The 13669-nt window shown below is 65.8% G+C and carries 10 protein-coding genes and 1 pseudogene; 10 read left to right on the top strand and 1 reads right to left on the bottom strand.

Going from position 1 to position 13669, the window contains the following annotated elements:
• Window positions 1-57: 57 nt before the first annotated feature.
• The 9 genes from GRB80_RS13370 to tilS all read left to right on the top strand — a co-directional run bounded on the left by GRB80_RS13370 (window position 58) and on the right by tilS (window position 10943).
• Complete coding sequence (locus GRB80_RS13370; protein ID WP_161423891.1) at window positions 58-537, top strand: OmpH/Skp family outer membrane protein; 480 nt, start codon at window positions 58-60, stop codon at window positions 535-537.
• Window positions 538-555: 18 nt separating this feature from the next.
• A complete protein-coding gene (lpxD, locus tag GRB80_RS13365) occupies window positions 556-1593 on the top strand; it encodes a UDP-3-O-(3-hydroxymyristoyl)glucosamine N-acyltransferase (RefSeq protein WP_161423890.1) in 1038 nt (345 codons plus the stop codon).
• A gap of 100 nt (window positions 1594-1693) precedes the next feature.
• Window positions 1694-2137 carry a 3-hydroxyacyl-ACP dehydratase FabZ gene (gene fabZ, locus GRB80_RS13360; RefSeq protein WP_132042837.1) on the top strand — a complete coding sequence of 148 codons (444 nt, stop codon included), beginning with the start codon at window positions 1694-1696 and terminating at the stop codon, window positions 2135-2137.
• Complete coding sequence (gene lpxA / locus GRB80_RS13355; RefSeq protein ID WP_161423889.1) at window positions 2134-2901, top strand: acyl-ACP--UDP-N-acetylglucosamine O-acyltransferase; 768 nt, start codon at window positions 2134-2136, stop codon at window positions 2899-2901. The genes fabZ and lpxA overlap by 4 nt, the downstream gene beginning before the upstream one ends.
• Before the next feature lie 2 nt (window positions 2902-2903).
• On the top strand, window positions 2904-4118 hold the full coding sequence (gene lpxB / locus GRB80_RS13350; RefSeq protein ID WP_161423888.1) for a lipid-A-disaccharide synthase: 1215 nt from the start codon (window positions 2904-2906) through the stop codon (window positions 4116-4118).
• The gene (rnhB, locus tag GRB80_RS13345) at window positions 4115-4753 is read left to right on the top strand and encodes a ribonuclease HII (RefSeq protein ID WP_132042831.1); all 639 of its coding nucleotides are present in this window, start codon (window positions 4115-4117) and stop codon (window positions 4751-4753) included. Before lpxB ends, rnhB begins: the two co-directional genes overlap by 4 nt.
• Before the next feature lie 108 nt (window positions 4754-4861).
• Window positions 4862-8365, top strand: coding sequence for a DNA polymerase III subunit alpha (gene dnaE, locus GRB80_RS13340; protein WP_161423887.1), 3504 nt, complete (start codon window positions 4862-4864; stop codon window positions 8363-8365).
• A 254-nt stretch (window positions 8366-8619) separates the two neighbouring features.
• Window positions 8620-9573, top strand: coding sequence for an acetyl-CoA carboxylase carboxyl transferase subunit alpha (accA, locus tag GRB80_RS13335; protein WP_132042827.1), 954 nt, complete (start codon window positions 8620-8622; stop codon window positions 9571-9573).
• A gap of 86 nt (window positions 9574-9659) precedes the next feature.
• Window positions 9660-10943: a tRNA lysidine(34) synthetase TilS gene (gene tilS / locus GRB80_RS13330; RefSeq protein WP_161423886.1), complete on the top strand. Its 1284-nt coding sequence runs from the start codon at window positions 9660-9662 to the stop codon at window positions 10941-10943.
• Between the two features lie 8 nt (window positions 10944-10951).
• On the opposite strand, the pseudogene GRB80_RS13325 reads toward tilS, so the two are convergent.
• A pseudogene (locus GRB80_RS13325) lies at window positions 10952-11926 on the bottom strand (Ppx/GppA phosphatase family protein); the annotation flags it as partial.
• A gap of 436 nt (window positions 11927-12362) precedes the next feature.
• On the opposite strand from GRB80_RS13325, the gene rho reads away from it, so the two are divergent.
• Entirely contained in the window at window positions 12363-13622 is a 1260-nt protein-coding gene (rho, locus tag GRB80_RS13320; RefSeq protein ID WP_132042821.1) for a transcription termination factor Rho, read from the top strand.
• Window positions 13623-13669 lie beyond the last annotated feature (47 nt).

Here is a 13669-nt window from a genome sequence, read left to right as displayed (position 1 = left end):
GGGGACGTACTCCCTTTACCCCTGGCCGCCGTCGGCGGCCCCAACAGGAGTCCCACCATGCGCAAGTTGACCATTGCCCTCATCCTGCTGCTGTCCACCGCTGCCCTGCCGGCCGTGGCCGACGATGTGGCGGTGCTGGACTGGCGTCGTGCACTGATGGAAACCGATGCGGCCCAGCGCTCCATGAGCGACCTGGAGAGTCGTGTCGGCAGCCAGCAGCAGCGCGCCCAGGCGCTCGAGCAGGAGCTCAACCAGCTGCAGCAGCGCGCCGACAGCCTGACTGACAGCGAACGCCAGCAGGCCAACCAGAAGGTCGCCGAGCTCAATCGCCTGATGGGTGAGGTGATGCAGGCGCGCCAGGAGTCGGAGCAGGCTTTGCTGCAGCGTGCCGAACCCAAGCTGCAACAGGCGGTGGAGCAGATCATCGCCCGCCACAGCATTCAGGTACTGGTGGAGCCCCAAGGAGTGCTGCATGCCGAGAGCGACCTGCAGAACGTCACCGCCGAGGTGACCGAGATCCTTAACAGCATGCTGTAACCGCGGCGGAACCTTGCCATGACGCGAAGCGCTACCCCCAAGATGACCCTGGGCGAGCTGGCCGAACGACTCGGCGCACGCCTGGTTGGCGATGCCGGGCGGCAGGTCAGTGGCCTGGCGACGCTCAACACCGCCGAGCCGGGACAGGTGGCCTTTCTGGCCAACCGAGCCTATCTCAAGGACCTTCCCGGCACACGAGCCGCGGCGGTGCTGTTGCACCCCCAGCATGCCGAGAGCTGCCCGGTGGATCGTCTCGAGCTCGACAACCCCTATCTGGGCTATGCAGCGGCATCGCGGTTGTTCGATCCGCTGGTCGGCCGTGAACCGGCCGGTATCCATCCCTCGGCCGTGGTGGACCCCACGGCCACCCTGGGAGCCCGGGTCGAGATCGGACCGCTGGCGGTGATCGAGGCCGGTGCCTGCCTGGGCGACGATGTCACCGTCGGCCCCGGCTCGGTGGTGGGAGCCGACACCACCATCGGTGCCGAGTCTCGTTTGCATGCTAATGTCACGGTCTATCACGGCGTGGTGATCGGTCGGCGTGCGGTCCTGCATAGTGGCTGCGTGGTAGGCGGCGACGGCTTTGGCTTCGCCCATGATGGCAGTCGCTGGCACAAGATCGCCCAGCTCGGCGGGGTGGTGCTGGGTGACGACGTCGAGGTAGGCAGCTGCTCGAGCATCGATCGTGGCGCGCTGGGTGACACCCTGATTGGAAATGACGTCAAGATCGACAGTCAGGTGCAGATCGCCCACAACGTGCAGATCGGCGAGCATAGTGCGCTGGCCGGTTGCGTGGGCATCGCCGGCTCGACGAAGGTGGGGCGCCACTGCATGCTGGGTGGTGGCGTGGGGCTGGCCGGTCACCTGACCCTCTGCGATGGCGTCCAGGTGACGGGCATGAGCCTGGTCACCAACTCGATTCATGAACCGGGGGTCTACTCTTCGGGCACTGGCGCCATGAGCAATGCCCAGTGGCGAAAGAATGCAGTGCGTTTCAAGCACTTGGATGATATGGCCAAGCGGCTCGCCCGACTCGAGAAGGGGCGTGGCGCTTGAGGGCTCCGCGAGGGGCGCTATAATCCCCGCCTGACCGGCATGATCGCCGGCTCTCGCCTGCCGGGACGGCAGGCACCCCGAGACTTCAGAGGTTGTGACGATGGTAATGGACATCAACGAGATCCGTGAGTATCTGCCCCACCGGTATCCTTTTCTGCTGGTGGATCGGGTCACCGAGCTGGCCCTGGGCGAAACCATCGTTGCCTACAAGAATGTCAGCATCAATGAGCCTTTCTTCAATGGTCACTTTCCCCACCATCCGATCATGCCAGGAGTGCTGGTAATCGAGGCGCTGGCCCAGGCGTGTGGCATCCTCGGCTTCAAGACCGTCAACAAGCTGCCGGCCGATGGCTATGTCTACTACCTGGTGGGCAGTGACAACGTGCGCTTCAAGCGCCCGGTCATGCCAGGAGACAAGCTCGACCTGCGTGCCGATGTGGTGCGCGAGAAGCGCGGGATCTGGAAGTTTGCCTGCAAGGCCAGCGTGGCCGGTGAGCTGGCCTGCGAGGCCGATATCATCTGCGCCGAGAGGAAGGTTGCTTGATTCATCCCACCGCCCTTGTTGACCCCGCCGCCAGGCTGGCCGATGACGTCGAGATCGGTCCCTTTACGGTGGTCGGGCCCGATGTCGAGATCGGATCGGGCTCGCGCATCGGCCCCCATGTCGTGATCAAGGGGCCGACGGTACTTGGCGCACGCACGCGGATCTTCCAGTTCGCCTCGGTGGGGGAGGATTGCCAGGACAAGAAATATAACGGTGAGCCGACCCGCCTGGTGATGGGCGATGATAATGTGATCCGCGAGGGCGTCACCCTGCATCGCGGCACCGTTCAGGATCGTGGTGAGACAACCATCGGCTCGCGTAACCTGTTCATGGCCTACGTGCATGTGGGCCACGACTGCGTGATCGGCAGCGACTGCATCCTGGCCAACCAGGTGACCCTGGCCGGACACGTCAAGATGGGTGACTTCGCCATTATCGGCGGGCTCTCCGCGGTGCACCAGTTCTGCCACTTCGGCACTCATGCCATGGCCGGCGGCGGCTCGATCATCACCAAGGACACTCCGGCCTTCGTGATGATCAACGGCAACCCCGCTCAGGTACACGGCCTCAACCTGGTCGGGCTCAAGCGCCGCGGCTTCTCCCGTGACGCCCTCAAGGCGCTGGGCGAGGCCTACAAGCTGGTCTATCGCCAGGGACTTACCGTCGACCAGGCGTTGGTCGAGATTCGTCGCCGCTTTCAGGCCGTCGAGACCGAGGCCTTCGCCGCCTCCATTGAGGCCTCGACCCGCGGCATCGTCCGCTAGTCATGGGCGGCGATGAGGGGAGCGTCGTGCGGCGTGTCTATCTGGTGGCCGGCGAGCTCTCCGGCGATATCCTCGGCGCCGGCCTGATGCGCGCGCTCAAGGCGCGTCATCCCGATGTCGAGTTCCGCGGTATCGGCGGGCCGCGCATGATCGAGGAGGGCATCGAGAGTCGCTTTCCCCTGGAGACCCTGTCGGTGATGGGGCTGGTCGAGGTGCTCAGGCATCTGCCGCGGCTGGTGGGTGTGCGCCGCGAGCTCAGGCGCGATGCCCTGGCCTGGCAGCCCGATATCATGATCGGCATCGATGCCCCCGACTTCAATCTCGGCCTGGAGCGTCAGCTGCGCGAGGCCGGGGTGACTACCGCCCACTATGTCAGCCCCTCCGTGTGGGCGTGGCGCCAGGGGCGAGTCAAGGGGATCGCACGCTCCGTCGACGCCATGCTCACCTTCCTGCCCTTCGAAGCCGCCTTCTATGCCCGCCACCGTGTCCCGGTGGCCTTCGTCGGCCACCCACTGGCCGATGAGCTGCCGTTGGAGAACGATCGCGCTGCCGCTCGCGCGGCACTCGGGGTGGCGACCACCGCCCCGGTGCTCGCCGTGCTGCCCGGCTCTAGGGCGAGCGAGATTCGCTTCCTGGGCGAGACCTTCCTCGCCGCCGCCGAACGGCTGTGTGCTGCTCGGCCCGAGCTGCGCGTGGTGATTCCGGCTGCGACCCCCCAGCGACGCGATGAACTCGAGGCTCTGTTCACCGCCCATCCCGCTCTCGCCGGGCGCCTGACGCTGGTCGACGGCAAGGCCCGGAAAGCCATGGTGGCCGCGGATGCCGTGCTGCTGGCCTCGGGTACCGCGGCCCTGGAGGCGATGCTCTGCCACCGGCCGATGCTGGTGGCCTACCGCATGGCGCCGGCCACTCACTGGCTGGCGAAGAAGCTGGTCAAGACCGAGTGGATCTCGCTGCCCAACCTGATTGCCCGGGAGAGCCTGGTGCCGGAACTGATCCAGGAGGAGGCGAACCCGGAGACGATCTCCGAGCGGTTAGGCGAGATGCTCGACGACGCACCGGGGCGTGAAGCCCTTGAGGCGCGCTTCGCCGCGATGCATGCCGGCCTGCAGCGCGATGCCAGCCGCCGTGCCGCGGAGACCATCGAGGCGCTGGTGGCGGGGAAGCCGTTGCCGGCCAGTGTCGCCCCCGCACGCGGCGAGGAGGCGGCGTCTTGACCCGGACGAAAGCGGCGAATGCCAGGCAGAAGAGTGACCTGCCGCCGCTGGTGGTCGACTACCGCGGGGAGCGGCTGGCCGGGGTCGATGAGGTCGGCCGTGGCCCCCTGGTCGGCAGCGTTGTGGCCGCCGCGGTGATCCTCGATCCGGCGCGGCCGATCAAGGGGCTGACCGATTCCAAGGCGCTGACGGCGAAACGCCGGGAGGCGCTTGACGCCGAGATTCGCGAGCAGGCCCTGGCCTTCGCGGTGGCAGAGGCTTCCGCCATCGAAGTGGATGAACTCAATATCTACCACGCCACTCATCTGGCCATGCGCCGTGCCATCGATGCCCTGGCCCCGGCGGCCGAATATCTGCTGGTGGACGGCAATCGTCTGCCCGGGCATCATGTGCCCGGCCAGGCGGTGGTCAAGGGCGACGCCCGTCATCCGGCGATCGGCGCGGCCTCGATACTGGCCAAGGTCGCGCGCGACGCCCAGATGCTGGCCCTCGATACCCGCCACCCCGACTACGGCTTCGCCCGCCACAAGGGCTATCCGACCCGCGAGCATCTGGCCGCCCTGGAACGCCTGGGGCCGCTGCCCGAGCACCGCCGCTCCTTTGGCCCGGTCAAGCGCCAGCTGGCGCTGTTCTGACCTTCTCGAGGGCTCCGAGCGGAGCAGAGTGCGATTTCCACGTCATGTGCCAGATCCGATAGCCTGGCTTTCCGACAGATCTTTATACCGCCAAGCCCCGAGCCTTTTATGACCACGCCCTTTGTCCATCTGCGCGTCCATACCGAATACTCCCTGGTCGATGGCCTGCTACGCCTCAAGCCGCTGGTCAAGCAGGCGGCCAGGCTGGGCATGCCGGCACTGGCCGTTACCGACGAGGCCAACCTCTTCGGGCTGGTCAAGTTCTATACGGCCGCCCAGGGCGCCGGTCTCAAGCCGATCATCGGTGCCGACCTGTGGCTGACCAACCCTCATGATGACGCTCACCCCTATCGGGTGACCCTACTGGCCATGAACGAGGTGGGCTACCGGCATCTGACCGAGCTGATCTCCCGGGGCTGGATGGAGGGGCAGCGGCTGGGCCAGGCGTTGCTCCAGCGTGACTGGGTGCTGGAGCGTAGCGAAGGACTGATCGCGCTCTCCGGTGGGCGTGAGGGGGAGGTGGGCCGCCACCTGCTCAGCGACCATCCCGATGAGGCTCGAGAGATTCTGGCGCAGTGGAATGAGGCCTTCCCTGGGCGCTTCTATCTGGAGCTGATGCGCACCGGTCGCCCGGGCGAAGAGGAGTGCCTGCACCTTTCGGTGGCGCTGGCCGCCGAGACCGGTACCCCTGTGGTCGCCACCAATGACGTGCGCTTTCTCGAGAAGGAGGACTTCTGGGCCCACGAGACTCGCGTGGCCATCGGCGAGGGCAAGGCGCTGGATGACCGGCGTCGCGAGAAGAAGTACACCGAGGAGCAGTACCTGAAGAGCCCCGAGGAGATGGCGGCGCTGTTTGCCGACGTCCCCGAGGCGCTGACCAACAGCGTGATGATCGCTGCCCGCTGCAGTGTCGAGGTGCGCCTGGGCGAGATCTTCCTGCCCGAGTTCGAGATCCCCGACGGGCTGACCCAGGACGACTATTTCCGCAAGGTCTCCCACGACGGCCTCACCGAGCGCCTGGATTTCCTCTTTCCGCCCGAGCAGTATCCACGGGATGGTGCCGAGTACGCCGAGATCGATGCCCGCTATCGCCAGCGGCTCGACTTCGAGCTCGAGATCATCATCCAGATGGGCTTTCCCGGCTACTTCCTGATCGTGATGGACTTCATCCAGTGGGCCAAGGACAACGATGTGCCGGTAGGCCCCGGACGTGGCTCCGGTGCCGGGTCGCTGGTCGCCTATGCCCAGAAGATCACCGATCTCGATCCCATCGGTTACGATCTGCTCTTCGAGCGCTTCCTTAACCCCGAGCGGGTCTCGATGCCCGACTTCGACGTCGACTTCTGCATGGAGAAGCGCGACCGGGTGATCGACTATGTGGCGGATCGTTACGGGCGCGACGCCGTCTCTCAGATCGTCACCTTCGGCACCATGGCCGCCAAGGCGGTGGTGCGTGATGTGGCACGTGCCCAGGGCAAGCCCTACTCGCTGGGCGACAAGCTCTCCAAGCTGATCCCCTTCGAGGTCGGCATGACGCTGGCCAAGGCGATCGAGGCCGAGCCGGCGCTCAAGGAGTTCCTCGACAACGACGAGGAAGCCGCCGAGATCTGGGAAATGGCCCTCAAGCTGGAGGGCATCACTCGGGGCACCGGCAAGCATGCCGGTGGCGTGGTGATCGCACCGACCAAGCTCACCGACTTCTCGCCACTGCTCTGCGACGAGGACGGCTCGGGTCTGGTGGTGCAGTTCGACAAGAACGACATCGAGGATGCCGGCCTGGTCAAGTTCGACTTCCTCGGCCTGCGCACCCTGACCATCATCGACTGGGCGTTGGAGATGGTCGACAAGGTGCGGGCCGTCGAGGGACAGGGGCCGCTGAACATCGACACCATTCCGTTGGACGACGCGCCCACCTTCGAGATGCTCAAGCGTGCCGAGACCACGGCGGTGTTCCAGCTCGAATCCCGCGGAATGAAGGAGCTGATCAAGCGTCTGCTGCCTGACTCCCTCGAGGACATGATCGCCCTGGTGGCGCTGTTTCGTCCGGGGCCCCTGCAGTCCGGCATGGTTGACGACTTCATCAACCGCAAGCATGGCCGGGCCGAAATCTCCTACCCTCACCCGGACTACCAGCATGAACTGCTCGAGCCGGTGCTTGCCCCCACCTACGGCATCATCCTCTACCAGGAGCAGGTGATGCAGATCGCTCAGGTGATGGCCGGCTACAGCCTGGGGCAAGCCGACATGCTGCGACGGGCCATGGGCAAGAAGAAGCCCGAGGAGATGGCCAAGCAGCGCGCCGGTTTCATGGAGGGGTGCGAAGCCAACGGTATCGATGCGGATCTTGCAGGCAATATCTTCGACCTGGTGGAGAAGTTTGCCGGTTATGGCTTCAACAAGTCTCATTCGGCGGCCTACGCACTGGTCTCCTACCAGACGGCGTGGCTGAAGGCGCACTATCCCGGCCCCTTCATGGCGGCGGTGATCTCCACCGAGATGGATAACCTCGACAAGGTGGTGCCGCTGATCGAGGAGTGTCGCAACCTCGGGCTGACCGTGACGCCACCGGACGTCAATGTCGGCAGCTACAAGTTCAGCGTCGATGAACAGGCGCGAGTGATCTACGGCCTGGGAGCGATTCGCGGTGTGGGCGAGGGGCCCATCGGCGCCATCGTCGAGGCTCGCGAGGCCGGGGGGCCCTTCACTGATCTCTTCGACTTCTGCCGCCGTATCGATCCCAAGCGCATGAACAAGCGCACGCTCGAGGCGCTGATTCGCTCCGGCGCCCTGGATACCCTGGGGCCCAATCGTGCGGTGCTCACCGCCGCCCTGGACGATGCCCTCAAGGCCGCTGCCCAGACCCAGACCAACCAGAGCCTGGGCATGATCGACATGTTCGGGGAGGCCTTTGCCGAGCCCTCCGAGGAGGGTGACGCCTACGCGGAGTATCGCGGAGTGCGTGAATGGAGCGACAAGCAGCGTCTCTCGGGTGAGAAGGACACGCTGGGTCTCTACCTTACCGGCCACCCCATCGACGAGTACGAGAAGGAGCTGGAGCGCTTCGTCTCCACCCGTATCGCCGACCTCAAGCCCTCTCGGGAGCCTCAGCGTGTCGCGGGGCTGGTCGTGGGGGTGAGAACCATGAAGTCCAAGCGTGGCGACACCATGGCCTTCCTGACCCTGGACGATCGCACCGGCCGCATCGAGGCGTCGCTGTTCGGCGAACTCTTCGACCAGGTGCGTGGCCAGCTCGAGACCGACCAGGTGCTGATCGTCGAGGGTGAGGTCTCCAGTGACGACTATTCGGGAGGGCTTCGCCTGCGTGGCAAGGAGATCACCCCCATGGTCGCCGCACGGACCCGTTACGGTCAGGCGGTGGAGCTCTCTCTGGACGGCTCGGCTGTCAACGGGCGACTGGTCGACTCGCTACGTGCAAGCCTCGACCCTCATCGCGATGCCGAGGGGCTACCGGTTCGGCTACGCTATCGCAATGCCCAGGCCACCGGCTGGCTGGAGCTGGCCGAGGAATGGAGGGTGGCCCCGACCGATGAGCTGTTGATCGGCCTGCGCGAGGTCCAAGGCCAGGATGGGGTGCGGCTGAAATATCGCTGACGCCGAAAGGTGCCGGGCTTGAAGCTCCCTCCGGTGATAGCCCTTCAGGGAGGCGCTGTGCCCCCTTCCTGGGTGCTACCTCAGCCATCCATGCTCCTGGGACCTCCCTTGCGGGTTGTCCACGGTGCTTCTCGCCCCTGTTCCCGCCGCCTTGCGTGTCGCGTTGAGGGTGCGATAATGCCTGTCACTTTCCTTTATACGTGCCGGTCGTGCCGCTTGTGGCGGCCGGCAGAACACCATAAGGCCAGCCGCCAATGAACCCCAACTATCTCGACTTCGAACAGCCCATCGCCGAGCTCCAGGCCAAGATCGAGGAGCTCAGGCTGGTCGGCAACGACAGCCAGGTCAGCCTCAGTGACGAGATCGAGCGCCTCGAGGAGAAGAGCCGCAAGCTCACCGAGTCGATCTTCAAGGACCTCACCCCGTGGCAGGTCTCGCAGCTCTCTCGGCACCCCCAGCGCCCCTACACCCTGGACTACCTGGAGCACGTCTTCAGCGATTTCGACGAGCTTCATGGTGATCGCCGTTTCGCCGATGATGCCGCCATCGTCGGCGGGGTGGCACGCCTCGACGACCGCCCGGTCATGGTGATCGGCCACCAGAAGGGGCGTGATGTCCACGAGAAGGTACGCCGCAACTTCGGGATGCCGCGTCCCGAGGGTTACCGCAAGGCGTGTCGACTGATGGAGATGGCCGAGCGCTTCGGCATGCCGGTGCTGACCTTCATCGACACCCCCGGCGCCTACCCCGGCATCGACGCCGAGGAGCGCGGCCAGTCGGAGGCCATCGCCTACAACCTTGGCGTGATGTCGCGCCTGCGCACACCGGTGCTGGCCACCGTGGTGGGCGAGGGTGGCTCCGGCGGGGCGCTTGCCATCGGCGTCTGCGACGAGCTGGCCATGCTGCAGTACTCCACCTACTCGGTGATCTCCCCCGAGGGCTGCGCCTCGATCCTGTGGAAGAGCGCCGACAAGGCCTCCGATGCGGCCCAGGCCATGGGGATCACCGCCGAGCGCCTCAAGGAGCTGGGACTGGTCGATACCCTGATTCCCGAGCCCCTGGGCGGCGCCCATCGCCAGCCGGAAGCCACCGCTGAACGCGTCAAGGAGGCCTTGCTGGCCAGCCTGGAGCGTCTCGATGCCATGGATACCGATGCCCTGCTGGAGCGTCGCTATCAGCGCCTGATGAGCTATGGGGCGCCTGCGTAACGGCATGGACTCGGTGACGCTCATGGAGTTAGCCCCCTGCGGTGGCACCCTGTCGGTCTGCCTTGCCGACGCCGGGGTCTGACCCCATGGGGCTGCCTCTCCAGGCCGTCATCGACAACGCCCTGGCGCAGACTGCGCCGGGGCGTTGTGTATGGGTAGCCCTCTCCGGTGGCCTGGACTCCTCCCTGCTGCTGACCCTGGCCGCCGATGCCTGTCGGCGTCACCCCCGTCCCCTTCGCGCGATTCATGTTCACCATGGCCTGCAGGCCGCCGCCGATGACTTCGAGACACACTGCCGGGTGCTGTGCGAGCGCCTCGAGGTGCCGCTCAGCGTGGCGCGGGTCGATGTCGACCTTGCCACCGGCCAGGGGCTCGAGGGCGCCGCCCGAGAGGCGCGCTACGCGGCCTTCGATCGGCATGTGGCGCCAGGCGAGAGCCTGATGCTGGCCCAGCATCGCGATGATCAGGCGGAAACGCTTCTGCTCGCCGCCCTGCGCGGGAGCGGGGTTCGCGGCCTGGCCGGCATGCCTGCCGAGCGAGACTGGCAGGGTCGGCGTCTGCTGCGCCCGTTGCTGGAGATCTCCCGAGCGCGGCTCGAGGCCGAGGCGACACGCAGTGGCCTCGCCTGGACGGAAGATCCCAGCAACGCGGCAAGCGATCAGGACCGTAATTATCTGCGCCATGCCATCCTGCCGCGTCTCGCCGAGCGTTGGCCCCAGGCCACTCGATCGCTGGGGCGCAGTGCAGCGCTCTGTGGCGAGGCCGATGGCTTGTTGGGGGAGCTGGCGGAGCTTGATCTGGTCTCCCTGAGCGGCGATCCGGGCTGTCTGCCCCTCGATGCCCTGACTCGGCTGTCGTTGCCGCGTCGTCGCCTGCTGGTGCGTCACTGTTGTGGGCGGTTGGGGCTGGTGCTACCGCCGGCGCGTCGCCTGGAGAGTCTGCTGGCGCAGCTGCATGCGCGCCGAGACGCCGAGACGCGAATCACCTGGCCTGGCGGCGAGGCGCGAATATGGAGAGGCCATCTTTATCTGATGGCGTCGATGCCCCCTCTCTCGGCCTTATGGCAGGTGGAGTGGGATGGCGCCTCGCCGCTCGTCACGCCCTATGGTCACTGTGAGGTCGCGCTGGCGGGGCCGGAGGGGGGCGGGCAGCCGTTGAGGGCCATGCCGCGCCGCGGTGGCGAGCGCCTGCGCCTGGCCGGGCGTGGACGACGCGACCTCAAACGGCTGCTTCAGGAGCTGGAAGTGCCGCCCTGGGAGCGCGAGCGGCTGGTGGTGATCCTGGCGGGGGAAACGCCGGTGGCGGTCCTCGTACCGGACACCGGGCGCTGGCTGGCGCTGGCCGAGGGGTGGCAGGCGGCCGCGCCCTAGTCGTGTAGCCCCACCAGGTCGTAGAGCACACCTTCGCGCAGGGCGCCATCGGTGTAGTCCATCTGCTCGAGCCCGAAGGCCTCGAAGATGGCGCCAAGTATCGCCATGCCCGCAGGGAAGACCCTTGCACGATCGGGCTTCAGCCCCTCCAGGGATACCCTGTCCAGATGCTTGAACTCGATCAGCCGGCGGCGCAGTTCGATCAAGCCCCCGCGGGTGATCTGCCCTTCCCGGCAGTCGCCACTCTTCGCCAGCACCGAGGCGGCGGCCTGGAGGGTGCCACTGGTGCCAACCGCCTGCTGCCACCCCAGTTCTCGATAGGCCGGACAGATCGCGGCCAGCTCGGAGAGGGCGGCCAGCTCAGCCCGGCGCATGCGCTGCTCGGTGATCTCGCCGTCGGCGAAGAAGCGGCGAGAAAAGGTCACGCAGCCCATGCTCAGACTCTCCAGCGCCAGTGGCGCGAAGCCTTCGCCGATGATGACCTCGGTGGATCCGCCGCCGATGTCGGTGACCAGTCGTCTGTTGGCTGGTCCGAGAGCCTGGTCGTCGAGGTCACGGGCGGCGAGGGCATGGGCGGCGCCCAGGTAGATCAGGCGTGCCTCCTCGTGGCCGGAGATGATCTCGATCTGGTGCCCCAGTCGGGACCTGGCAAGTTCGATAAAGGCCCCGCTGTTGGTGGCCTCGCGCAGGGCGCTGGTACCCACGATGCGCAGGTGGCGCGGCGTGACACCCTCCAGCAGGGGGGCAAACTGTTCCAGGCACCGCAGGCCTCTTGCCATGCTCGCGTCGTCGAGGGTGCCGCTATCGTCGAGACCCGCTGCGAGCTGCACCTTCTCGCCGAGGCGCGAGATAATCTGCAGGCGGTGGTTCCGGTAGCCGGCCACCAGCAGATGAAAGCTGTTGGAGCCCAGGTCGATGGCGGCCAGGCGGGGGGCGCTGGTGCCATCCTGGGCGAGGGGAGCCGGGTCCTGTGGCGAGTTCATGAATCTTCCTTCGACGGGCCTCGAAAAAGGGTGCTGCCAAGCCGCGGCGCTGTCAATCGCCACGGATGGCAGGGCTTGCGTTCATCGGCGGGCTTGTCTAGTATCGAGGCGTTCGCCTGTTCCAAATGCTTTCCGACCGAACCGGCGATTCGTCTCGGTCACTTCCAAGTCGTCAGACAGCCCACTGCATCAGATCGTGTTCCCGGCCTAGCGGCCCCGAACCCCTGATCAGGTGAAATGAACCTGCTTCCTCGCTCTCGCTATCGGTTCGGCAGCCCCGTGCGGCCGACCGCCCATGGCCATACGACGCATCATGTCCAGAGGTAGCCTGTCCGGGCTCTGAACGCACCTACAGGGCGTCTTCTTCTCGCCTCCTGTCGCTTTTCCTCACGGCGCATGCCGCCCGGCTTACCAAGAGCAACGTCTGAACACACCGATGAATCTTACCGAACTCAAGCAAAAGCCCGTGCCGGAACTGCTGGAGATGGCCCGCGAGATGGGCATCGACAACCTGGCACGTTCTCGCAAGCAGGACATCATCTTTGCCATCCTCAAGAAGCACGCCAAGAGTGGCGAGCCGATCTATGGCGATGGCGTGCTGGAGATCCTTCAGGATGGCTTCGGCTTCCTGCGCAGCGCCGACAGCTCCTACCTGGCCGGGCCCGATGACATCTATGTCTCGCCGTCACAGATTCGCCGCTTCAACCTGCGCAAGGGCGACTCCATCTCCGGCAAGATTCGCCCGCCCAAGGAGGGAGAGCGCTACTTCGCCCTGCTCAAGGTCAGCCAGATCAACTTCGATCGGCCGGAGAACGCCAAGCACAAGATCCTGTTCGAGAACCTCACGCCGCTGTTCCCTCAGGAGCGGCTGCGCACGGAGATCGGCAACGGCTCCACCGAGGATCTCACGGCTCGGATCATCGATCTGGTGGCCCCCATCGGCAAGGGGCAGCGCGGCCTGCTGGTGTCTCCGCCCAAGGCGGGCAAGACGCTGATGCTGCAGAATATCGCCACCTCGATCACCCGCAACAACCCCGAGTGTCATCTGATCGTGCTGCTGATCGACGAGCGCCCGGAGGAGGTGACCGAGATGTCACGCACCGTGCGCGGCGAGGTGGTGGCTTCGACCTTTGATGAGCCACCGGCACGGCATGTGCAGGTCGCCGAGATGGTGATCGAGAAGGCCAAGCGCCTGGTGGAGCACAAGAAGGACGTGGTGATCCTGCTCGACTCCATCACCCGTCTGGCGCGTGCCTACAATACCGTGGTGCCGAGCTCCGGCAAGGTGCTCACCGGTGGTGTCGATGCCCACGCCCTCGAGAAGCCCAAGCGCTTCTTCGGTGCGGCGCGCAATATCGAGGAGGGCGGTAGCCTGACCATCATCGCCACCGCACTGGTCGACACCGGCTCCAAGATGGACGAGGTGATCTTCGAGGAGTTCAAGGGTACCGGCAACATGGAGGCGCACCTCGATCGCAAGCTGGCCGAGCGTCGCGTCTATCCGGCGATCAATATCCGCCGTTCCGGTACCCGTCGAGAGGATCTGCTGGCCTCCGAGGACGAGATGCAGCGCATGTGGATCCTGCGCAAGCTGCTCAATCCCATGGAGGATACCGCGGCCACCGAGTTCCTGATTGACCGCCTCAAGGATACCAAGACCAACATCGAGTTCTTCGAGGCAATGAAGCGCCGCTAGCCGTATCAGTCAGTGAGCGAAGGGGTAGCATGCTATGCTGCCCCTTT

It is taken from the genome of Halomonas icarae, assembly GCF_009901955.1.
Classification (GTDB): Bacteria; Pseudomonadota; Gammaproteobacteria; order Pseudomonadales; family Halomonadaceae; genus Halomonas; species Halomonas icarae.
This window is presented reverse-complemented; position numbering and strand designations above follow the sequence as displayed.